The organism is Mycobacterium montefiorense (genome assembly GCF_003112775.1).
Taxonomy (GTDB): Bacteria; Actinomycetota; Actinomycetes; order Mycobacteriales; family Mycobacteriaceae; genus Mycobacterium; species Mycobacterium montefiorense.
In genome coordinates, this window is record NZ_BFCH01000017.1 from 466,828 (window position 1) to 486,469 (window position 19,642).

A 19,642-nucleotide genomic window follows, 5' to 3' on the forward strand; every position below is an offset into this window, starting at 1 on the left:
CGTTACCCTGGAGTCAGATGGCTTGAAAGGGCGCAGCGATGGCAGGTGGTACCAAGCGGCTACCGCGCGCTGTCCGCGAACAGCAGATGCTCGACGCCGCGGTGCAGATGTTCTCGGTCAACGGCTACCACGAGACCTCGATGGACACCATCGCCGCCGCGGCGGAGATCTCCAAGCCGATGCTGTACCTGTACTACGGCTCCAAAGAGGACTTGTTCGGCGCCTGCCTGAACCGTGAGCTGAGCAGGTTCATCGACGCGGTGCGCGCCGACATCGACTTCACCCAGAGCCCCCGGGACCTGCTGCAGAACACCATCGGGGCATTCTTGCGCTACATCGACGCCAACCGGGCGTCCTGGATCGTGATGTACGCCCAGGCGATCAGCTCGCAGGCCTTCGCCCACACCGTGCGGGAAGGACGTGAACAGATCATCGAGCTGGTTGCCGGCCTGGTGCGGGAGAACAGTCGCAGACCGCGCACCGACGCCGAGCACCAGATGATGGCGGTGGCGTTGGTGGGTGCCGGTGAGGCGATGGCCAATCAGCTGTCCACCGGAGACATCGACGTCGACGAGGCGGCCGAGCTGATGATCGATCTGTTCTGGCACGGTCTGCGCGGCGTGCCCGTGGAACAAGACGCCGGCCCCGCCCAGCGGCCCGCGTCCTAGGCGCCCCAGCCTCGGGTGCGGGCTAGATTCGTGCAGTGCCCCGCGTGCGTGCTTGGACCTCGGGCCGCAATTTCGAGTTCTTCTGTGCGGTCATCATTGTGGGACTGCTGGCCGGCATCGCCGGGCTGTCGACCACCTTCGTGCTGCGCTTCGTACAGCATCTGACGTACAACTACAGTTTCGGCACGCTGCTGGCCGGGGTCACCGGCAGCAGCCCGGTGCGCCGGGTGCTGGGGCCAATGGTCGGCGCCGCACTGGCCGCGCTGGGCTGGTGGATCCTGCGGCGCCGGGCCGAGGTGCCACCGCTGGCCGGCACCATCGCCCGCCATGAGCCGATACCGCGGCTGTCCTGGAGCATCGACGCCATGCTGCAGGTGTTGCTGGTTGGCTCGGGGGCATCGCTTGGCAGGGAGGGCGCCCCACGCCAATTCGCCGCTGCGCTCGGCGATTTGGCGACCGGATGGCTCAAACGGCTGTCGAGTCGCGACCGCGAGATCCTGCTGGCCTGCGCGGCCGGGGCCGGGTTGGGCGCGGTGTACGCCGTGCCGTTGGCCGGCGCGTTGTTCTCCGTGCGGATCATGCTCAACACCTGGCATCCGAGGGCGCTGGGCGCGGCGTTTCTCACCTCTAGCCTGGCCGTCGCGATCGGTTCGGCCATCACGCGCGATCAGCCCAACCTGGATTGGCCGATCGGGGAGTCCACGTATCTGCTCACCGCGCACGGGCTGCTGATGGCCCCGGTTGCGCTCGCGGTGGGCCTGGCGTTCAACCGGTTGATGGCGGCGGCACGTCCCGCGCGCCAGATCCGGAGCTGGGTGCTGATCCCGGCGCTCGCCGGCGCCGGGTTGGTGATGGGGATCTGCTCGCATTGGTGGCCCGAGCTACCCGGCAACGGTCGCAGCGTCCTGACCGTCAGCTTGGCCAGCGGGCTGACGTTGTCGGCGGCGGCCGCGATCCTGTTGTTGAAGCCGCTGCTGACCGCGTTGTTCCTGCGCGCCGGCGGTGCCGGCGGGATGCTCACACCGTCGCTGGCCACCGGTGCGGCGGCGGGCGCGCTGCTGGTGCTGACTATCAATTGGATTGCCGGGATACACCTGCACGTGCCGACTGTCTCGCTGACCGGTGCCGCCGGGGTGCTCGCGGTCACCCAGGGGTCGCCGATCTGGGCCGCGATCTTCGTCTGGGAACTCGCCCGCCCGCCGCTGTGGCTGTTCGGAGTTTTTCTGCTGACCGCGACCGGTGCCCACGGACTGAAAAGGCTGCTGAGCATTCGGGCACAGAGGCACGACGAACGGGCCGGCTGAGCCGGCAGCTATAGCGGGCGGACGCTGCCGGTCAGATGCGGATAGCCCTTGGCGATATTGCGTAACGAAAGATCCCAGCTGCCCCGGTCGTTTTCGTCGATATACAGGCCGGTGGTCGCGGGCAGGATCACCGGTTTACCGAACCGCACCGAGTACCGCACCTGGTCGGGAAGGCGGGCTTCGATATTAGCCAATACCGCTGCGGCGCTGAACATTCCGTGCGCGATGACGGTCGGGAACCCGAACAGCTTGGCGGCGATCGGGTTGGTGTGGATTGGGTTGTGGTCGCCGCCGACGACGGCGTAGCGTCGGATCTGGGCGGGCGTCACGCGCAACACCGTGCTGGGCGGCGGGAGCTTGGGCTGCTTTTGCGGTGGCGGTTTGGGTTCGTCGGATAAGCTGGTGCGCTGCTGATGCAGGAAGGTCGTCACTTGGTGCCACGCGGTCTCGGTGCCGACGCTGACGTCGGTCACCAGATCGACCAGCAGACCCTTGCGGTGCTCACGGAGATTTTCGGCATGCACCTGCACCCCGACGGTGTCGGTGACCGCGATCGGGCGGTACTGCGTAATGCGGTTCTCGGTATGCACCGAACCCATTGCGGCGAAAGGGAAGTCAAACCCCGTCACCAACGACATCAGCGCCGGAAAAGTCAGGGCGAACGGGTAGGTGATCGGCACGTTGTTGCCGTAGCGCAGACCGGTGATCGCGGCGTACTCCGCCACGTTCGTCTGGCCGATCGGCAGTTCCTCGACGGTCACCGTGCGGCTGGGCAGCTGGTCGGTTCGGGACACCAGGGGCAGCGCCCCGGCCGCCGCTCGCAGCATGTTCCGCAGGCCGCTTGGTTGATTCATCGCGCTCTCCTTGGACCTAGGCGCCCAGCATCGCCTGGCCGCAGACGCGAATAACGTTGCCGGTCACCGCATTTGACGCTGGGCTGGCGAAGTAGGCGATAGCTTCGGCGACATCGACCGGCTGCCCGCCCTGCAACAGCGAATTCATCCGGCGGCCCACCTCGCGAGTGGCCAGCGGAATCGCCGCCGTCATCTGGGTTTCGATGAATCCCGGTGCCACGGCGTTGATCGTGATGCCCTTCTCGTGTAGCTCGGGGGCCAGCGCCTGGGTGAGGCCGATCATCCCCGCCTTCGTGGTGGCGTAGTTCGTCTGCCCGCGATTGCCCGCGATGCCGGCCATCGAGGACAAGCCGATCACGCGGCCGCCTTGGCCGATGCTGCCGTTTGCGATCAGTCCCTCGGTAAGTCGTTGCGGGGCAAGAAGATTGACAGCCAGTACGGCATCCCAGCGGGCATCGTCCATGTTGGCCAGCAGCTTGTCACGCGTGATACCGGCGTTGTTGACCAGGACGTCGGCGTGCCCGGCGTAGTGTTCGCGCAGGTGCTCGGTGATCAAGGCGACAGCATCCTCGGCGGTCACGTCGAGCCACAGTGCAGTACCTCCCACCCGGCTGGCGGTCTCGGCCAGCGTCTCGGCGGCCGACTCCATGTCGATCGCGACGACGCGGGCGCCGTCACGGGCGAACACTTCGGCGATCGTCGCGCCGATGCCGCGGGCGGCGCCGGTCACGATGGCGACCTTGTCATCCAGCGGCCGGTCCCAGTCCGCCGGTGGGGTGGCGTCGTCGGCGCCGAGGTAGAAGACCTGGCCGTCGACGTACGCCGATTTGGCCGAAAGGATAAATCGCAGAGTCGATTCCAGGCCCGTCGCGGCCGGTTTGGCGTCCGGCGACAGGTAGACCAGCGACGCGGTCGTGCCGTTGCGCAGCTCCTTGCCCAGCGACCGGGTGAAGCCTTCCAGCGCGCGCTGTGCGATCCGCTCGTCGCTGCTGGCGGCGGCGTCGGGTGTGGTGCCGACCACCACAACGCGCGCGCAGTGGCCCAGGTTGCGCAGCAGCGGCGTGAAGAAGTCATGCAGTGCCTTCAGTCCCGCGGGCGCGGTGATGCCGGTGGCATCGAACACCAGACCGCCGAATCGGTCGGCCCAACGACCACCCAGGTTGTTGCCGACCAGGTCGTAGTCGCTGTCCAGCGCCGCCCGCAGCGGCTCGACGATCCGGCCTTCGCCGCCGATCAGCAGGGAGCCGGACAGCGGCGCGGCACCGGCGGAGTAGCGGCGCAGGTTCTCGGGTTGCGGAACACCAAGTTGCCTGGCCACAAAGGATCCGGGGCCGGAATTGACAACCTGCGAGAACAGATCGGACGAACGATTGGGAGCCACTGAGCTGCCTTCCGTTTCTTGAGTGCCGTACAAGCCAACCGTATCGGGGACGAACTTACTGCAGAGTAAGAACCGTGGGTAGTATGGGTCCCAACGGCCAATCCCCCAAACTGAAAACTGGAGATGAACGTGGCCCCTGCAAGTTCTGAGGCAATTGATCAGGCTGCTCAGACGAGTTTGAAGTCCCGTCGACGCGTCGCCGTGTTGGGCGGTAATCGCCTTCCCTTCGCACGGTCGGACGGTGCCTATGCCGAGGCGTCCAATCAGGACATGTTTACCGCGGCCCTGGGCGGGCTGGTGGACCGATTCGGTCTGAGCGGCGAGCGGCTGGGCGTGGTCGTCGGCGGTGCCGTGCTCAAACACAGCCGAGACTTCAACCTGATGCGTGAGTGTGTGCTTGGCTCTGAATTGTCTTCGTATACACCGGCATTCGATATTCAGCAGGCCTGCGGCACCGGACTGCAAGCGGCCATCGCCGCGGCCGACGGCATCGCGTCGGGTCGCTATGACGTCGCCGCCGCCGGCGGGGTGGACACCACGTCCGACCCGCCGATCGGCCTGGGGAACAACCTGCGCCGCACCCTGCTGAAGTTGCGCCGGGCCAAATCCAACCTGCAACGGCTGAAGCTGGTGGGCACGCTGCCCGCCACCCTGGGTGTCGAAATCCCGGCCAACAGCGAGCCGCGCACCGGGCTGTCGATGGGCGAGCATGCCGCCATTACCGCCAAGCAGCTGGGGATCAAGCGGGTCGACCAGGACGAGTTGGCCGTCGCCAGCCACCGCAACATGGCCGCCGCCTACGACCGAGGCTTTTTCGATGACCTCGTCACACCTTTCCTAGGGCTGTACCGCGACGACAATCTGCGAGCCAAGTCCAGCGTGGAGAAGCTCGCTACGCTGCGCCCGGTATTCGGCGTGAAGGCCGGTGACGCGACGATGACGGCAGGCAACTCGACGCCGTTGACCGACGGCGCCTCGGTCGCCCTGCTGGCAACCGAACAGTGGGCGGCCGATCACTCATTGCCCGCGCTGGCATTCCTGGTGGATGCGGAGACCGCCGCGGTCGACTACGTCAACGGGCGTGACGGGCTGCTGATGGCGCCGACCTATGCGGTGCCCAGGCTGCTGGCTCGCAACGGGCTCAGCCTGCAGGATTTTGACTTCTACGAGATCCATGAGGCCTTTGCTTCGGTGGTGCTGGCGCATCTGCAGGCGTGGGAGTCCGAGGAGTACTGCAAGGAGCGGCTGGGTCTGGACGCCGCTCTCGGCTCGATTGACCGCTCCAAGCTCAACGTCAACGGCTCGTCCTTGGCCGCCGGCCATCCGTTCGCGGCTACCGGCGGCCGGATTCTCGCCCAGGCCGCTAAGCAGCTTGCCGAGAAGAAGGCGGAGCGCAAAGGCGAGGGACCGGTCCGCGCGCTGATCTCGATCTGTGCGGCCGGCGGCCAGGGCGTGGCCGCCATTTTAGAGGCTTGACCTGCGCATCCGCTGCGGCGGTCTAGCCCACGCAGCGACGAATGAAGTTCGTCACAGCGGATTAGTAACGCCGGGGGATGGGTAACCGATGTCCGGATTGCCTTGTGTTGTGGTCTGACCCCCGACTCCGACTGCAGCACGAGCCATCCCCGATGCCGCGCCTGGATGAAAAGACGGGCGTACGAAAAGGGCCGCCGCTGGAGTGAGGGGATCCAGCGGCGGCCTTTTTGGTATCGCGCCCCAAAGACCCAAAATCCCCCGCTTCAGCGTGGAAGCGGGGGATTTTGCGTGTAGTCCAGCCGGCTTAGAAGGCGGCCTCGTCGAGCTCCATGATGTCGTTGTCCAGTGTCTCGATCACCTCGCGGGTGCTGGCCAACAGCGGCAGGAAGTTCTTCGCGAAGAACGACGCCACCGCGACCTTGCCCTCGTAGAAGGACCGCTCGGTGCCGCTGGCGCCGGCGTCGAGTGCGGCGACGGCCACCGCGGCCTGACGCTGCAGCAGCCAGCCGATGACCAGGTCGCCAACGCTCATCAGGAAGCGCACCGAACCCAGGCCCACCTTGTAAAGGCTGGTGACGTCCTGCTGTGCCTCCATCAGGTAGCCGGTCAGCGTGGCCGCCATCGATTGGACGTCAGCCAAGGCCTTGGCCAGGTGTTCCCGTTCGGTCTTCAGCCGCCCGTTACCGGCCTCGCTGTCGACGAACTCCTGAATCTGCTCGGATACGTGCGCCAGGGCCTGACCCTTGTCGCGCACGATCTTGCGGAAGAAGAAGTCCTGCGCCTGGATGGCCGTGGTGCCCTCATAGAGCGAGTCGATCTTCGCGTCGCGGATGTACTGCTCGATCGGGTAGTCCTGCAGGAAGCCGGACCCGCCGAACGTCTGCAGGCTCTCGGTCAGCTTCGCGTAGGCCTGCTCGGAGCCCACACCCTTGACCACCGGAAGCATCAGGTCGTTGACCCGGACAGCCAGGTTGGCGTCCACACCGTGCAGCGCCTCGGCGACCGCGGCGTCCTGGTAGGTCGCGGTGAACAGATACAGCGTACGCAGACCCTCGGCGTAGGCCTTCTGAGTCATCAGCGAACGGCGTACGTCCGGGTGGTGCGTGATGGTCACGCGCGGCGCGGCCTTGTCGGTCATCTGGGTCATGTCGGCGCCCTGCACCCGCTCCTTGGCGTAGTCCAGCGCGTTCAGGTACCCGGTCGACAGGGTGGCGATCGCCTTGGTACCGACCATCATGCGGGCCTGCTCGATGACCTCGAACATCTGCGCGATGCCGTGGTGCACCTCGCCGACCAGCCATCCCTTCGCGGGCACGCCGTGCTGACCGAAGGTCAATTCGCAGGTCGCGGAGACCTTGAGGCCCATCTTGTGCTCGACGTTGGTGACGAAAGCGCCGTTGCGCTCGCCGATGGCACCGGTCTCGAAGTCGAACAGGAACTTGGGCACGAAGAACAGCGACAGACCCTTGGTACCGGGACCAGCGCCCTCCGGACGGGCCAGCACCAGGTGGAAGATGTTCTCGAACAGGTCGCCGGAGTCGGCCGAGGTGATGAACCTCTTGACCCCGTCGATGTGCCAGGAACCGTCTTCCTGCTGCACCGCTTTGGTCCGGCCGGCACCGACGTCCGAGCCGGCGTCCGGCTCGGTGAGCACCATGGTCGAACCCCAGCCGCGCTCAGCGCACAGCACGGCCCATTTCTTCTGCTCCTCGGTGCCGAGGTGGTACAGGATGTTGGCGAAACCGGCGCCGCCGGCATACATCCACACCGCCGGGTTGGCGCCGAGGATGTGCTCGTGCAGGGCCCACAGCAGTGACTTGGGCGCGGGCACGCCGCCGAGGGCCTCGTCGAGGCCGACCTTGTCCCAGCCGCCATCTTGGACCGCACGAACCGACTTCTTGAATGACTCGGGCAGGCTCACCGAGTGAGCCTCGGGGTCGAAGACCGGCGGGTTGCGGTCACCCTCGACGAACGAGTCCGCGATCGGCCCTTCGGCCAGTCGGCTGACCTCGTTCAACATTTCCCGGGCGGTGTCGGCGTCCAGGTCGGTGTATTCACCTTCACCTAGCATCTTGTCGACTCCCAGCACCTCAAAGAGGTTGAATACCTGGTCGCGGACGTTGCTCTTGTAGTGGCTCACTACTCTCCTCCTCGTTGAGAATGCCACGCTGTGGTTGGGTACTTGGCTAAGTTACCCACCAGTAACTCCGCTAAAAATATATCGGGCTGTGACATCAGCGCAAGTGACTGTGATCTAGATTTCACTGCCTAATTAACCAACCGGTTGGGATGGCCCAGCTCACGCCTTCGACAGGCGATCTACCTGCGGCGATAATTGAAGCGTGACTGGTGTGAAGAGCGTCACCGCCTTACCCGTTGTCGATCTCGCGGCCCCTACCGGCGTGTTGCGCGAGGGTCTGCGCGAGGCCGCCCACGAGGTGGGCTTCTTCTATCTGACCGGCCACGACGTACCGCAGACGCTGGTGGCCCGGGTGTTCGAGGTGGCCCGCAAGTTGTTCGCGCTGCCGCAGGCCGACAAGGACGCCGTGGCGATGGTGCGCAGCCCGCATTTCCGTGGTTACACGCGGCTTGGTGGCGAGCGGACCCTGGGCGAGGTGGATTGGCGCGAGCAGATTGATATTGGACCCGAACGCTCGCCGATCGGCGGTCCGGGCGAGCCCGACTACCTGTGGCTGCAGGGCCCCAATCAGTGGCCGGCGTCGCTGCCCGAGCTCCCGGCGATCATCGCGGAGTGGGATGCCGCCCTATCGCGGGTGGCCCGCACCCTGCTGCGGCACTGGGCGGCATCGCTGGGCAGTCCGCCTGACGTGTTCGACGACGCCTTCGCCGAGACCCCGGCCACCCTGATCAAGGTCATCCGCTATCCCGCCCGCGCGGCCAGCCCACAGGGTGTGGGTGCGCACCGGGACTCCGGGGTGCTCACGCTGTTGCTGGCCGAGCCGGAAAGCAAGGGCCTGCAGGTGCGACGGGGCAGCGATCTGGCGCAGGACGGCTGGGTTGATGTGGCGCCGCTGGACGGGGCCTTCATCGTCAATATCGGCGAACTGCTCGAGGTCGCGACCGGCGGCTACTTGCGCGCCACCGAGCACCGGGTCAACCTGCGGGAACCGGCGGCCGAGCGGATTTCGGTGCCGTTCTTCTTCAATCCCCGGCTGGACGCGCAGATACCGGTGCTGTCGCTGCCCGGCGAACTCGCGGCGCGCACCGATAAATACTGGACGCCGACCGAGAATCCGTGCGACCCGATCTTCTCGGTCTACGGTCGAAATGCCTGGAAGAGCAGGCTGCGAGCACACCCTGATGTGGCCGAGGCGCACGGATACTCGGCAGGTAGGGTCAGACAGGCGAAACCGTCGTCGGCTCAAGGGGCGAATGAAGTCCAGTGAATGCACCGAACAACCTGACTCCATCCACACTGCGTGATGCCTTCGGCCACTTCCCATCCGGTGTGGTGGCGATCGCGGCGGAGGTTTCGGGAACCCGGGTGGGACTGGCCGCCAGTACCTTCGTCCCCGTCTCGCTGGACCCGCCGTTGGTGTCATTCTGCGTGCAGAACACGTCGACCACCTGGCCCAAGCTCAAAGACCTGCCGATGCTGGGCATCAGCGTGCTCGGCGAGTCCCACGACGAGGCCGCGCGCACCCTGGCCGCCAAGACCGGCGACAGGTTCGCCGGTATGGACACGGTGTCGTATGACTCCGGCGCGGTCTTCATCAAGGGCACCGGACTATGGCTGGAGAGTGCGATCGAGCAACTGATTCCGGCCGGGGACCACACGATCGTGGTGCTACGGGTCAGCGAGGTGACCGTGGATGCTGGCGTGGCACCAATTATCTTCCACCGCAGCACGTTTCGCCGCCTCGGTATCTGATCACCCGCCAACACCACCCTCGGTCAGCGGCGGAACAGCTTGTTGCCCAGCCAGACGATCGGGTCGTATTTGCGGTCGGCAACCCGCTCTTTCATCGGGATCAGTGCGTTGTCGGTGATCTTGATGTGTTCCGGGCACACCTCGGTGCAGCACTTGGTGATGTTGCAGAAGCCCAGGCCGTGTTCTTCCTGCGCGTCGTTGCGGCGGTCCCGGGTATCCAACGGGTGCATCTCGAGTTCGGCGATGCGCATCAAGAAGCGGGGCCCGGCGAACGACTCCTTGTTTTCCTCGTGGTCGCGGACCACGTGGCAGACGTTTTGGCACAGGAAGCACTCGATGCACTTGCGGAATTCCTGCGAGCGCGCGACGTCGACCTGCGCCATCCGGTATTCCCCGGGCTGCAGGTCCTTGGGCGGCGTGAAAGATGGGATCTCACGGGCCTTTTCGTAGTTGAACGAGACGTCGGTGACCAGATCGCGAATCACCGGGAAGGTCCGCAGCGGCGTCACCGTCACGACCTCGTCCTCCTCGAAGGTGGACATCCGGGTCATGCACATCAGCTTCGGCTTGCCATTGATCTCGGCCGAGCACGATCCGCACTTGCCGGCCTTGCAGTTCCACCGCACCGCGAGGTCGGGCGTCTGGGTCGCCTGCAGGCGATGGATGATGTCGAGCACCACCTCGCCCTCGTTGACCTCGACCGTGAAGTTCTCCAGCGAGCCGCCGGCTTCGTCGCCGCGCCAGACCCGCATTGTCGCGTCGTAGCTCATTAGCCTCTCCGTCCTGGGTGGTCGGCCAGCTCTTCGTCGGTGAAGTACTTCTCCAGCTCGGAGACCTCAAAGAGCTCCATCAGATCGGACCGCATCGGCACCTGGTCCTCGCGGGTGACGGTGACGTCGGGAATCACGTCGTCGCCGCCGGCGGCGCGGCACACCAGCAACACCTTGCGCCAGGTCGAGTCCATTCCCGGATGGTCGTCGCGGGTGTGTCCGCCGCGGCTCTCGGTGCGTTGCAGTGCGGCCTTGGCCACGCATTCGCTGATCAACAGCATGTTGCGCAAGTCGATGGCCAGGTTCCAGCCGGGGTTGTACCGCCGATTGCCCTCGACGTGGATGTGCTTGAACCGCTCGCGCAGTGTGGTGAGTCGTTGCAGGGCCTCGGAGATCTCCTCCGATTTACGGATGATGCCGACCAGGTCGTTCATCGACTGCTGCAGTTCCTGTTGCAGCGTGTACGGGTTCTCGGCGGCGTCACCGTTCGTCGGTCCTGCGAAGGGTGCCAGCGCCCGCTTCGCGGCTTCCTCGACGGCATCCTCGTGCACGGTCGGGCGGCTGGCCAGAGCGCGGGCGTAGTCGGCGGCGCCCAGCCCGGCACGCCGGCCGAAAACCAGCAGGTCTGACAGCGAGTTGCCGCCCAGCCGGTTGGAGCCGTGCATGCCGCCGGAACACTCGCCCGCGGCGAATAGGCCGGCAACGGTGGCCGCACCGGTGTCGGGGTCGACCTCGACACCGCCCATCACGTAGTGACAGGTGGGCCCGACTTCCATTGGCTCCTTGGTGATGTCGACGCCGGCCAGCTCCATGAACTGGTGGTACATCGACGGCAGCCGCCGCTTGATCTCCTCGCGCGTCAACCGCGAGGCGATGTCGAGGTACACGCCGCCGTGCGGGGTACCGCGGCCGGCCTTGACCTCCGAGTTGATCGCGCGGGCGACCTCATCGCGGGGCAGCAGGTCCGGGGTGCGGCGGGCCGAGTCGTTGTCTTTGAGCCACTGGTCGGCCTCTTGCTCGGATTCCGCGTACTGGCCCTTGAACACCGGGGGGATGTAGTCGAACATGAAGCGCTTGCTGTCGGAGTTCTTCAACACTCCGCCGTCGCCGCGCACACCCTCGGTGACCAGGATCCCCTTCACACTCGGCGGCCACACCATGCCCGTCGGGTGGAACTGGATGAACTCCATGTTGATCAGCGTCGCGCCGGCCCGCAGCGCCAGTGCGTGCCCGTCGCCGGTGTACTCCCAGGAGTTCGACGTGACCTTGAAGGACTTGCCGATCCCGCCGGTGGCCAGTACCACCGCGGGCGCCTCGAAGACGACGAACTTGCCGCTCTCCCGCCAGTAGCCGAACGCCCCGGAGATCGCGTCGCCGTCCTTGAGCAACTCGGTGATCGTGCATTCGGCGAATACCTTGATCCGCGCCTCGTAGTCACCGAGCTCGGCGAAATCCTCCTGCTGCAGCGAGACGATCTTCTGCTGCATGGTGCGGATCAGCTCCAGGCCGGTGCGGTCACCGACGTGCGCCAGCCGTGGGTAGGTGTGCCCACCGAAGTTGCGCTGGCTGATCTTGCCGTCCTTGAGGCGGTCGAAGAGTGCGCCGTAGGTTTCCAGCTCCCAGACCCGGTCCGGTGCCTCCTTGGCGTGCAGTTCGGCCATCCGCCAGTTGTTCAGAAACTTGCCACCGCGCATCGTGTCGCCGAAGTGGGTCGACCAGTTGTCCTTGGGGTTAGTGTTGCCCATGGAAGCCGCGCAGCCGCCCTCGGCCATCACCGTGTGGGCTTTGCCGAACAACGACTTGGACACCACCGCGACCTTGAGACCGCGTTCCCGCGCTTCGATGACCGCGCGCAAACCCGCGCCGCCGGCACCGATCACGACCACGTCGTAGGAGTGCCGTTCGACCTCAGACATAAATCCCTCGCTAGCTAAATTTTGGTTTTTTCCAAATGGCGATTCAGCCAACAAATCTCAGGTCAGAAATTGCGCCGCTGGCCACCAGCGCGACGTAAAAGTCGGTAAGCATCAGCGTGCCCAGCGTGATCCAGGCGAACATCTTGTGTCGGGTGTTAATAACGCTGACCTGGGTCCAGATCCAATAACGCACCGGGTGCTTGGAGAAGTGCTTGAGCCGCCCGCCGGTGACATGCCGGCACGAATGGCACGACAGCGTGTAGATCCACAGCATGATGACGTTGCCGAGCAGGATTACGTTGCCCAAACCGAAGCCGAATCCGCCCGGTCCCTTGTCGGAGTGGAACGCGACGATCGCGTCGTAGGTGTTGATCACCGAGATGACGCCGGCGATGTAGAAGAAGTACCGGTGGGTGTTCTGGATGATCAGCGGGAGCTTGGTCTCGCCGGTGTAGTGGACGCGGGGTTCGGCCACACCGCACGCGGTGGGCGATTGCCACACCGTTCGGTAGTAGGCGCCACGGTAGTAGTAGCAGGTGAGCCGGAACAGCAGCAGGAACGGCAGCGTCAGCGCCGCATACGGCACAAACCACCAGTTCGGCAGGATCTGCGGCCAGAATTCGCTGGCCTCACCGCATGCCTTCGCCATGCACGGCGAGTAGAACGGCGTCAGGTAGTGGTACTGCGGGACGTAGAAGTAGTCCTTCTGCAACCCGCGCGCCGTCGCGTAGATAAGGAATGCGGCGAATCCCAGGTCGATCCGTAACGGCGACATCCACCACCGGTCGGTGCGTAGGGTCCGTTGCTGGATGCGGGCGCGGGTAGGTGAAAAGACACCGGACGCAGGACGGTTCGCAGTGGGAGCGCTCATCAAGTGTTCCTCTTCGAACGGGCTGTTGAACGAAGCTTTGGTCGAAAGGGTACACAGAGAGGGCCCCCGAATTTTCGGGGGGCTTGGCTGTCAGGACCTGTTGTGACCTCCGACACCCTCGTCGTCGACATCGCGCCAGAAATCGGTGTCGTATTGGGTGTCGGGAATGGTGATCTTTTCGCCGGAGTGCTGCACAGTTGCGCGCGCCAAGTCCAATTCCGAAACATCGGTGTCGGGTAATTCGACGTCGCTGATGATCCGGTCGGCGTCGATAACGATGCGGCGCATGGCCGGGCTGTCGCCGTAGCGCGACTTCAAGGAGCTCACGCACCGCCGCAAGCCGCCGATGAGGTCGTGTAGTTCGGCGAGTTCAGTGGTGGTGGACAAGAGATCTCCTTGGGCCGAGGGTGGCACGAATCACAGTATGACTTTCGATACTATCCACCGGACCCGACTGATGTCGGAGTAAACGACTCGGCCAGATCGCGGAGCAAACAGCCATGACAGGTCAGAACAACGCCGCGCTGCGCGCGTCGGCACTGCTCGAATTGCACCAGCCAGGCAATCCCGTAGTGCTGCCGACCGTATGGGATGCCTGGTCGGCACGCCTTGCCACGGATGCCGGATTCGTCGCCCTGACCGTGGGCAGCCATCCGATGGCCGGCTCGATCGGCAAACCTGACAACGAGGGTATGTCGTTCGACGATGTACTCACCCGGGTTGCCCAGATCACGGCGGCGGTCGACGTCCCGGTGTCGGTGGACGTCGAGTCCGGCTACGGTCAGCCGCCCCGGCGCCTGATCGAAGGCCTGCTGAGTGTGGGCGCCGTCGGGCTGAACATCGAGGACACCGTGCACTCCGAGAACAAGCGCCTGCGGTCCGCCGGTGAGCACGCGGAATTAGTAGGTGCGTTGCGGTCGGCGGCCGACGCCGCCGGGGTGCACGTCGTGATCAACGCCCGTACCGATCTTTTCGTGCGCAAGGACGGTGATGACTCCGACCGCGTCGAGCGGGCGGTGGCGCGATTGACGGAGGCGGCCGACGCCGGCGCCGATGTGCTCTACCCGGTGGGCCGCCACAGCCCGGAGACCCTGCGGCGGTTGGCCACGGAGCTGCCGCTGCCTGTCAACGCGATCGCGCTGCCCGACCAGGACGACCCGGCGTCGTTCGGTCCGCTCGGTGTCGCCCGGATCAGTTTCGGACCGTACCTGCAGGCCGCGCTGTCCCCGCGGGTCAAGGAGCTGCTGGCGCGCTGGGCCTGAGGGGCTAGATCGGCTCCAGCATCCGGTGCGGTCGCCGAAGCGCCACAGTGACCGAGTCGTCGCGATTCGGATTACGCGGGCCCCGCGGCGGGTGCACAATCAGGTCGGCGACGTCAGGGATCTGATCGCAACGCCCGCAGCGGCGATCCTGCCCGATCGCACCGCCACACTCCGCGTGCAAATAGGTTCGCCTGCTCGGCTTTTCGAGATAGTTCTCGTTGCCCCAACTGATCATTGACCAGATCATCGGCCACAACTGAGCGCCCTTGGCGGTCAATTCGTACTCGCTGTCCGCCTTGGCCAGCACTTCCTCCTTGACGAGGAAGGTGAGTCGGTCGGCCAGGACGGCTTTCGGGATGCCGAGATGGTTGCGAAAGTCGCTGAAGCGCCGAACCCCGAAGAAGGCGTCGCGCATGATCAACAGGGTCCAGCGCTCGCCGACGATCTCCAGAGACCGGGCGATGGGGCAGCTTTCGCTGGGGTATTCGCGGGGGAGAGCCACGGCCTCGATGATACGCCTTGATAGTTCATTCACCGAACCGTATAGTTCAGTTACTTAGTTCATTCACCGAACCACTAGGGTGAGCGCGCAATGAAGGTCGATCAATCTTGAGGAGTGCCATGACAAGCAGCGTCAAAACAGCAGAATTCACCGTGGCCTCGCACACCGTGAACCGAATCGACATCGCCACCGGCATCGAATTCGACCAATTCATAGCGGCTTTCGAGAAAGCCGCGCCGCCGGTCGACCGGGCCGTGGTGGCCGAGATCGCCGAGCGCGGCGGCAGCTGGGACGACGTCCTTGCGGCCGCGGCGACCAACGCGCCGAACGGTCTGATGGTCTACGGCAAGATCGACGGACTGGCTTTTTTCAGGCTGGCCGGTCATGCCACCAAATCGGTGGAGTATCTGCTCGGCAATCACACGATCGCCGAGACGATGTTCCGCCATGACCCGAAAGCCTTGCTGTATGCGCCATTACGTCTTCTGATCCACGCCGACGCCGATGGCAACGCGATCTTTTCGATGGACCAGCCCAGCGCTGCGTTCGGCAGCCTCGGCATCGACGAGGTGACGAAGGTCGGCGAGAGTCTGGATCGCAAGGTAGTAAACCTGTTGCGAGTCATCGGAATTGACGCCGCTCAAGCGTTCCGCTGATAGGTACGGCAAGAGCCGGCGAGGCTGGTGGCTCCGCCGGCTTTGGCCGTCTGCGAAATTACTTGGTGATGTCGATGCGCTGCGCCTGGGTTCCGGCGTAAGCGCTGGTGACCCGCACGGTTAACACACCGGCATCGTAGGAAGCCTTGATGGCTTCACCGGTGACGTGCGCGGGCAGCTGGAACGACCGACGGAACGATCCGTAGCGGATTTCCCGCAGGATACGGCCATCCGTCTCCTGGTCGAACTGGTCGCGGTGTTCGCCGTGGACTACCAGGCGGCCCTTGTCGACCTCGACGTTGACATCCTTCTCGACATCAACACCAGGCAGTTCCAGGCGTACCACCGCGTCGTCGCCGTCCTTCACGATCTCGGCCGCAGGGTTGAAACCGCTGGTCACTGGCTTGTACCAGTCCGCCGTCGCGGCCGGGCCGAAAAAGTCGCGCAACCACCGGTCGGTGTCCCAGGCCGAACGCGACCACAACGCGAGATTGCTCATGTCGTCTCCTCTTTGCTTCCTTGAACTTCATTGTGAGTTTGCTGTGACCGGCGCATTGTCGGCCGGCTACAGATAAAAACTTGAGTTGACCCCGCTTAAGTTCCACCTACTCGTTCGCCCGCAGCGAACACACATCACACAGGAACTTGTGAGGTGTGAGACCCACGTCATACGAGCGATACATTGGGCGATTTTTCCTTAATTTCTGACCCCTAATCTCGTGGCATGACCCCGACCCCCGACTCGCGTGCGCAGTGTGCTGCCCGTCACTTGGTTGTGGTCGGGCACGGCATGGTCGGCCACCGTTTGGTCGAGGCGCTCCGTGCCCGCGACGCCGACGGATCTTGGCAGATCACCGTTTTGGCCGAAGAGTCCGATGCCGCCTACGACCGCGTTGGCCTGACCTCGTACACCGAAAGCTGGGACCGGGGCCTGCTGGCACTGCCCGGTAACGACTACGCCGGTGATCAGCGGGTGCGGCTGCTGCTCAACGCCCGGGTCGCCGAAATCGACCGCGCGACAAAGTCAGTGGTGACCGCCGACGGCGAACGGCACCGCTACGACGCCCTTGTCTTAGCCACCGGCTCTTACGCGTTTGTGCCGCCGGTGCCCGGGCACGATCTGCCCGCGTGCCACGTGTATCGGACACTGGGCGACCTCGACGCCATCCGCGCCGCGGCCGAGAGTGCCCGTGACGGCGGTCACAATCCGGCCGGTGTTGTGATCGGTGGCGGTCTGCTCGGGCTCGAAGCCGCCAATGCGTTGCGGCAATTCGGGTTGGAAACACACGTCATTGAGATGATGCCGAGGTTGATGGCCCAGCAGATCGACGAGGCCGGCGGCGCGCTGCTGGCCCGGATGATCGGCGAGCTCGGGATCGCGGTGCATGTCGGCACGGGCACCCAATCCATTGAATCCGCCTCGCGCGCAGACGGTTCGACGTCGACGACGGTACGGCTGACCGACGGCCAGGAGATTGACGCCGGCCCGGTGATCTTCGCGGCCGGCATCCGGCCTCGCGACGAGCTCGCTGCAGCGGCTGGGCTGACGCTCGCTGAGCGCGGCGGCGTACTTACCGACTTATCGTGCCGGACAAGCGATCCCGACATATATGCGATCGGCGAGGTCGCCGCGATCGACGGACGGTGCTACGGCCTGGTCGCACCGGGCTACACCTCCGCCGAAGTCGTGGTGGACCGGCTGCTGGATGGCGCCGCGGAGTTCCCCGAGGCGGACCTGTCCACCAAGCTCAAGTTGCTCGGCGTCGACGTCGCCAGCTTCGGCGACGCGATGGGAACGACCGAGAACTGCCTCGAGGTCGCCATCAACGACGCGGTGAACCGGACCTACGCCAAGCTGGTGCTGTCCGACGACGCCAAGACCCTGCTCGGTGGGGTGCTCGTCGGCGACGCTTCGACCTACGGCGTGCTGCGGCCGATGGTCGGCAGCGAGCTGCCGGGCGACCCGCTCGCGCTGATCGCGCCGGAGGGAGCCGGCGGAGGCGCTTCGGCATTGGGCGTCGGCGCGCTGCCGGATTCGGCACAGATCTGCTCCTGCAACAACGTCACCAAGGGTGATCTGAAGTGTGCGATCGCTGATGGCTGCGGTGACGTCGCATCGCTGAAATCGTGCACCGCGGCCGGTACATCGTGTGGGTCGTGCGTGCCGCTGCTGGAAGCCGAGGGCGTGGAACAGTCCAAGGCGTTGTGCGAGCACTTCGGCCAGTCTCGCGCGGAGCTTTTCGAAATCATCTCGGCCACCGAGATCCGTACCTTCTCCGGTTTGCTGGAGCGGTTTGGTCGCGGAAGGGGTTGCGACATCTGCAAACCCGTGGTCGCCTCCATCCTCGCCTCGACCGGCTCCGATCACATCCTCGAAGGTGAGCAGGCCTCCTGGCCAACATTCAGAAGAACGGCAGCTACTCGGTGGTGCCGCGGGTTCCCGGCGGCGACATCAAGCCCGAGCACCTGATTCTGATCGGCCAGATCGCCCAGGACTTCGGGCTTTACACGAAGATCACCGGTGGCCAGCGGATCGACCTGTTCGGCGCGCGGGTGGATCAGTTGCCGCAGATCTGGCAACGGCTGGTGGACGGCGGCATGGAATCCGGCCACGCCTACGGCAAGTCATTGCGCACCGTGAAGAGCTGCGTGGGCACCGACTGGTGTCGCTAAGGCCAGCAGGATTCGGTGCAACTTGCCATCGACCTGGAGCTGCGCTATCGCGGCTTGCGGGCGCCGCACAAGATCAAGATGGGCGTCTCGGGTTGCGCGCGGGAGTGCGCCGAGGCACGCGGCAAGGACGTCGGCGTCATCGCCACGGAAAAGGGCTGGAACCTCTACGTCGGCGGCAACGGGGGCATGACTCCCAAGCATGCCCAGCTGCTGGCGAGTGACCTCGACACCGAAACGCTGGTTCGCTACGTCGACCGGTTCCTCATGTACTACATCCGCACTGCCGACCGGCTGCAGCGCACCGCGCCGTGGGTCGACTCCCTATACGGCGGTCTCGATCACCTGCGCGAGGTCGTGTGCGAGGACTCCCTGGGCCTGGCCGAGGAATTCGAGGCCGCGATGGAGCGGCACGTGGACAACTACCAGTGCGAGTGGAAGGGCGTACTCGAAGATCCGGACAAGCTCTCGCGGTTTGTCTCCTTCGTCAACGCGCCGGAAGAAATCGATTCGACAGTCACATTCACCGAGAACGCCGGACGCAAAATCCCTGTGTCCATTGGCATGCCAAAAGTCCGTTCGTGAATTCAGGAGGCAGCGTGACAATTCTCAACGACATCGAGGTGTGGACCACCGCGTGCACCTATGACCACCTCATCCCGGGTCGTGGAGTCGGCGTGCTGCTCGACGACGGTTCCCAAGCGGCGCTGTTCCGTCTGGACGATGGCTCGCTGCACGCGCTCGGCAATGTCGACCCGTTCTCCGGTGCGGCCGTGATATCCCGTGGGATCGTCGGCGACCGCGGCGGTCGTGCAACCGTCCAATCACCCATCCTCAAGCAGGCTTTCGCGTTCGACGACGGTTGCTGCCTGGACGATCCCCGGGTGTCGGTTCCGGTGTACCAGGTGCGCGTGAACGATGACGGAGAAATCCAGATCGCGCGATTGGCTGCTTAGCCGATATCGCCGGCCAGGTATCGCTGCATCGTCGGCCCGATCGCGTCGACGAGCGCGTCGACCGACATGGAGTGCAGCGGCTCGGAGCGCACCCCGTAGCGCATGATGCCGAGGCCGACCAGCTGTGAGGCGCACAACGAGGCCCGCACCGCGGCTTTGTCGGCACCCAGCATTTTCAGCATCGGGCCGAAAACCGGTCCGATGAACATGCTTTGCACCACTTCGGCCGTCTTCGCCATGCCCGTGGAGGCGACCGCGCTGGCCGCAAACGGTCCACCGCCGGCGGCGTCCCACGTGGTAATCAGCATGTAGAGGGTTTGCCGTCCTACCTGGTTGACCCCACCGGTGATGATCCGATCGATGAATTCCGGTGTGCCGAATGGCAACCGCAGCATCTTCGCGACTGGATCAAGGAGCCCACGCGATGGCTCTTCGCGACGGGGCATGCTGCCAGGATCACTCCT

Annotated in this window: 18 protein-coding genes and 1 pseudogene; 9 read left to right on the forward strand and 10 right to left on the reverse strand. The window is 65.0% G+C overall.

Going from position 1 to position 19,642, the window contains the following annotated elements; all coding sequences use genetic code 11:
* Positions 1-38 precede the first annotated feature (38 nt).
* Together DB708_RS12120 and DB708_RS12125 are read left to right on the forward strand one after the other, a co-directional pair.
* Positions 39-668, forward strand: a complete 630-nt coding sequence (locus tag DB708_RS12120; protein WP_108922143.1) for a TetR/AcrR family transcriptional regulator — start codon at positions 39-41, stop codon at positions 666-668.
* A 44-nt stretch (positions 669-712) separates the two neighbouring features.
* Positions 713-1,972, forward strand: coding sequence for a chloride channel protein (locus DB708_RS12125; RefSeq protein WP_108922144.1), 1,260 nt, complete (start codon positions 713-715; stop codon positions 1,970-1,972).
* Between the two features lie 8 nt (positions 1,973-1,980).
* Here DB708_RS12125 and DB708_RS12130 read toward each other — a convergent pair whose 3' ends face one another.
* Positions 1,981-2,826 carry a MaoC/PaaZ C-terminal domain-containing protein gene (locus tag DB708_RS12130; RefSeq protein ID WP_108922145.1) on the reverse strand — a complete coding sequence of 282 codons (846 nt, stop codon included), beginning with the start codon at positions 2,824-2,826 and terminating at the stop codon, positions 1,981-1,983.
* A gap of 16 nt (positions 2,827-2,842) precedes the next feature.
* Positions 2,843-4,207, reverse strand: a complete 1,365-nt coding sequence (locus DB708_RS12135) for a 3-oxoacyl-ACP reductase (protein WP_108922146.1) — start codon at positions 4,205-4,207, stop codon at positions 2,843-2,845.
* Between the two features lie 123 nt (positions 4,208-4,330).
* Here DB708_RS12135 and DB708_RS12140 point away from each other — a divergent pair, with 123 nt between their 5' ends.
* Positions 4,331-5,683 (forward strand): acetyl-CoA C-acetyltransferase, encoded by a 1,353-nt coding sequence (locus tag DB708_RS12140; RefSeq protein ID WP_409347590.1) that lies wholly within the window; start codon positions 4,331-4,333, stop codon positions 5,681-5,683.
* A 304-nt stretch (positions 5,684-5,987) separates the two neighbouring features.
* Here DB708_RS12140 and DB708_RS12145 read toward each other — a convergent pair whose 3' ends face one another.
* Positions 5,988-7,823 carry an acyl-CoA dehydrogenase gene (locus DB708_RS12145; protein ID WP_108922147.1) on the reverse strand — a complete coding sequence of 612 codons (1,836 nt, stop codon included), beginning with the start codon at positions 7,821-7,823 and terminating at the stop codon, positions 5,988-5,990.
* A 211-nt stretch (positions 7,824-8,034) separates the two neighbouring features.
* On the opposite strand from DB708_RS12145, the gene DB708_RS12150 reads away from it, so the two are divergent.
* Both DB708_RS12150 and DB708_RS12155 read left to right on the forward strand, forming a co-directional pair.
* Positions 8,035-9,090 (forward strand): isopenicillin N synthase family dioxygenase, encoded by a 1,056-nt coding sequence (locus DB708_RS12150; RefSeq protein WP_108922148.1) that lies wholly within the window; start codon positions 8,035-8,037, stop codon positions 9,088-9,090.
* Positions 9,087-9,575, forward strand: coding sequence for a flavin reductase family protein (locus DB708_RS12155; RefSeq protein ID WP_108922149.1), 489 nt, complete (start codon positions 9,087-9,089; stop codon positions 9,573-9,575). Before DB708_RS12150 ends, DB708_RS12155 begins: the two co-directional genes overlap by 4 nt.
* A 23-nt stretch (positions 9,576-9,598) precedes the next feature.
* Here the strand turns inward: DB708_RS12155 and DB708_RS12160 are convergent, their stop codons facing one another.
* The 4 genes from DB708_RS12160 to DB708_RS12175 form a co-directional block, all read right to left on the reverse strand.
* Positions 9,599-10,345, reverse strand: coding sequence for a succinate dehydrogenase/fumarate reductase iron-sulfur subunit (locus DB708_RS12160; protein WP_108922150.1), 747 nt, complete (start codon positions 10,343-10,345; stop codon positions 9,599-9,601).
* On the reverse strand, positions 10,345-12,261 hold the full coding sequence (locus DB708_RS12165; RefSeq protein ID WP_108922151.1) for a fumarate reductase/succinate dehydrogenase flavoprotein subunit: 1,917 nt from the start codon (positions 12,259-12,261) through the stop codon (positions 10,345-10,347). The genes DB708_RS12160 and DB708_RS12165 overlap by 1 nt, the downstream gene beginning before the upstream one ends.
* Positions 12,262-12,304: 43 nt before the next feature.
* A complete protein-coding gene (locus tag DB708_RS12170; RefSeq protein ID WP_108922152.1) occupies positions 12,305-13,132 on the reverse strand; it encodes a hypothetical protein in 828 nt (275 codons plus the stop codon).
* Positions 13,133-13,222: 90 nt separating this feature from the next.
* Positions 13,223-13,519: a hypothetical protein gene (locus DB708_RS12175; protein ID WP_108922287.1), complete on the reverse strand. Its 297-nt coding sequence runs from the start codon at positions 13,517-13,519 to the stop codon at positions 13,223-13,225.
* 113 nt (positions 13,520-13,632) lie between these two features.
* Between DB708_RS12175 and DB708_RS12180 the strand changes: the two genes are divergently transcribed.
* Positions 13,633-14,394 (forward strand): isocitrate lyase/PEP mutase family protein, encoded by a 762-nt coding sequence (locus tag DB708_RS12180; protein ID WP_108922153.1) that lies wholly within the window; start codon positions 13,633-13,635, stop codon positions 14,392-14,394.
* A 4-nt stretch (positions 14,395-14,398) separates the two neighbouring features.
* Here the strand turns inward: DB708_RS12180 and DB708_RS12185 are convergent, their stop codons facing one another.
* On the reverse strand, positions 14,399-14,896 hold the full coding sequence (locus DB708_RS12185; RefSeq protein WP_108922154.1) for a winged helix-turn-helix transcriptional regulator: 498 nt from the start codon (positions 14,894-14,896) through the stop codon (positions 14,399-14,401).
* A gap of 119 nt (positions 14,897-15,015) precedes the next feature.
* On the opposite strand from DB708_RS12185, the gene DB708_RS12190 reads away from it, so the two are divergent.
* Positions 15,016-15,552, forward strand: coding sequence for a DUF302 domain-containing protein (locus DB708_RS12190; RefSeq protein WP_108922155.1), 537 nt, complete (start codon positions 15,016-15,018; stop codon positions 15,550-15,552).
* 58 nt (positions 15,553-15,610) lie between these two features.
* On the opposite strand, the gene DB708_RS12195 is transcribed toward DB708_RS12190, so the two are convergent.
* The gene (locus tag DB708_RS12195) at positions 15,611-16,051 is read right to left on the reverse strand and encodes an Hsp20/alpha crystallin family protein (protein WP_108922156.1); all 441 of its coding nucleotides are present in this window, start codon (positions 16,049-16,051) and stop codon (positions 15,611-15,613) included.
* A 225-nt stretch (positions 16,052-16,276) separates the two neighbouring features.
* Here DB708_RS12195 and nirB point away from each other — a divergent pair.
* Positions 16,277-18,807: pseudogene (nirB, locus tag DB708_RS12200) on the forward strand (nitrite reductase large subunit NirB).
* 14 nt (positions 18,808-18,821) lie between these two features.
* Positions 18,822-19,178, forward strand: coding sequence for a nitrite reductase small subunit NirD (gene nirD / locus DB708_RS12205; RefSeq protein WP_108922288.1), 357 nt, complete (start codon positions 18,822-18,824; stop codon positions 19,176-19,178).
* On the opposite strand, the gene DB708_RS12210 is transcribed toward nirD, so the two are convergent.
* Positions 19,175-19,624, reverse strand: a complete 450-nt coding sequence (locus DB708_RS12210; protein WP_108922157.1) for a TetR/AcrR family transcriptional regulator — start codon at positions 19,622-19,624, stop codon at positions 19,175-19,177. The two genes, nirD and DB708_RS12210, sit on opposite strands and share 4 nt — an antisense overlap.
* Positions 19,625-19,642: the final 18 nt, after the last annotated feature.

Coding starts and splice junctions, on each gene's coding strand:
- DB708_RS12120 (WP_108922143.1), top strand. CDS start 39: ATGGCAGGTGGTACCAAGCGGCTACCGCGCGCTGTCCGCGAACAGCAG.
- DB708_RS12130 (WP_108922145.1), bottom strand. CDS start 2,826: ATGAATCAACCAAGCGGCCTGCGGAACATGCTGCGAGCGGCGGCCGGG.
- DB708_RS12140 (WP_409347590.1), top strand. CDS start 4,331: ATGAACGTGGCCCCTGCAAGTTCTGAGGCAATTGATCAGGCTGCTCAG.
- DB708_RS12160 (WP_108922150.1), bottom strand. CDS start 10,345: ATGAGCTACGACGCGACAATGCGGGTCTGGCGCGGCGACGAAGCCGGC.
- DB708_RS12165 (WP_108922151.1), bottom strand. CDS start 12,261: ATGTCTGAGGTCGAACGGCACTCCTACGACGTGGTCGTGATCGGTGCC.
- DB708_RS12170 (WP_108922152.1), bottom strand. CDS start 13,132: ATGAGCGCTCCCACTGCGAACCGTCCTGCGTCCGGTGTCTTTTCACCT.
- DB708_RS12180 (WP_108922153.1), top strand. CDS start 13,633: ATGACAGGTCAGAACAACGCCGCGCTGCGCGCGTCGGCACTGCTCGAA.
- DB708_RS12190 (WP_108922155.1), top strand. CDS start 15,016: ATGACAAGCAGCGTCAAAACAGCAGAATTCACCGTGGCCTCGCACACC.
- DB708_RS12195 (WP_108922156.1), bottom strand. CDS start 16,051: ATGAGCAATCTCGCGTTGTGGTCGCGTTCGGCCTGGGACACCGACCGG.
- DB708_RS12210 (WP_108922157.1), bottom strand. CDS start 19,624: ATGCCCCGTCGCGAAGAGCCATCGCGTGGGCTCCTTGATCCAGTCGCG.